Genomic DNA, 1,436 nt, shown 5'->3' with positions numbered 1-1,436 from the left:
ATATTCTGGCAATCGACCAAGGCACCACGTCGTCGCGGGCGATCGTTTTTGACGGCGCGCTGCGCCCGGTGGCGAGCGCGCAGCAGGAATTCACGCAGCATTTCCCGCGTTCGGGCTGGGTGGAGCACGATGCCGAGGAAATCTGGGAGAGCGTGCTGACGACCGTGCGCGGCGCCATCGAGAAGGCCGGTGTGACCGCGGCGGACATCTCCGGCATCGGCATCACCAACCAGCGCGAGACGACGCTGGTCTGGGACCGCGAGAGCGGCAAGCCGATCCATAACGCCATTGTCTGGCAGGACCGCCGCACCGCCGAATTCTGCCGCACCCTGCGCGAGGACGCGTTCGAGGAGACCGTGACCGCGCGCACCGGGCTGATCGTCGATCCCTATTTCTCGGCCACGAAACTGCGCTGGCTTCTGGAGAATGTCGAGGGCGCGCGGGAGAAGTCCGAGGCGGGCAAGCTCGCCTTCGGGACCATCGACAGCTGGCTGATCTGGAAACTGACGGGCGGCACCTCGCATGTCACTGATGCCACGAATGCCGCGCGCACGATGCTCTACGATATCGCGAAAGGGCGCTGGTCGACGACCATCGCGAAGAAACTCGGCGTGCCGATGGAGATGCTGCCGGAAGTGAAGGATTGCGCGGCGGAGTTCGGCGTCACGCAAGCGGACCTGTTCGGCGCGGAAATCCCGATCCTCGGCGTCGCGGGCGACCAGCAGGCGGCGACGGTTGGGCAGGCCTGCTTCAAGCCGGGGATGCTGAAATCGACCTACGGCACGGGCTGCTTCGCGCTGCTCAATACCGGCGATCAGATGGTGCGCTCGGAGAACCGGCTGCTGACCACCATCGCCTACCAGCTCGACGGCAAAGTGACCTATGCGCTCGAAGGCTCGATCTTCGTCGCGGGGGCGGTGGTGCAATGGCTGCGCGACGGGCTGAAGATCATCGAGGCCGCCGACCAGACGCAGGCGCTGGCCGAGCAGTCCGACCCCGAGCAGGACGTGATCATCGTGCCCGCCTTCACCGGCCTCGGCGCGCCTTACTGGAACCCCGATTGTCGCGGCGCAGTCTTCGGCCTGACCCGCAGCTCCGGCCCGGCAGAGTTCGCCCGCGCGGCCCTGGAATCGGTGGGTTTCCAGACCCGCGATCTCTTGGAGGCGATGCAGGCGGATTGGTCCGATGACGCGCGCCCGACCCTGCGGGTCGATGGCGGCATGACGGCGTCGGATTGGGCGATGCAGTTCCTGTCCGACATCCTCGGTGCACCAGTGGACCGGCCCGAAGTGCTGGAGACAACGGCCCTCGGCGCGGCATGGCTCGCAGGCTACAGGGCGGGTCTCTACCCCGAGCCGGAAGAGTTCGCCAAAGGCTGGGCGCTCGATCGCAACTTCGCCCCGCAGATGGACGAGGCCACACGCGAAGCCCGCTAC

At 66.8% G+C, this 1,436-nt stretch carries 1 protein-coding gene; it reads left to right on the top strand.

All coding sequences use genetic code 11. The features are described from left to right. Positions 1-2: 2 nt before the first annotated feature. Positions 3-1,436, top strand: a 1,434-nt coding sequence (gene glpK, locus B6V74_RS18660; protein WP_240497147.1) for a glycerol kinase GlpK, incomplete at its 3' end; no start/stop codon positions are given.

Source organism: Thioclava sp. F42-5, from assembly GCF_002213195.1.
Lineage (GTDB): Bacteria > Pseudomonadota > Alphaproteobacteria > Rhodobacterales > Rhodobacteraceae > Thioclava > Thioclava nitratireducens.
Note: the sequence above shows the minus strand (reverse complement) of the source record. Positions and strands in the feature narration are given on the sequence as shown.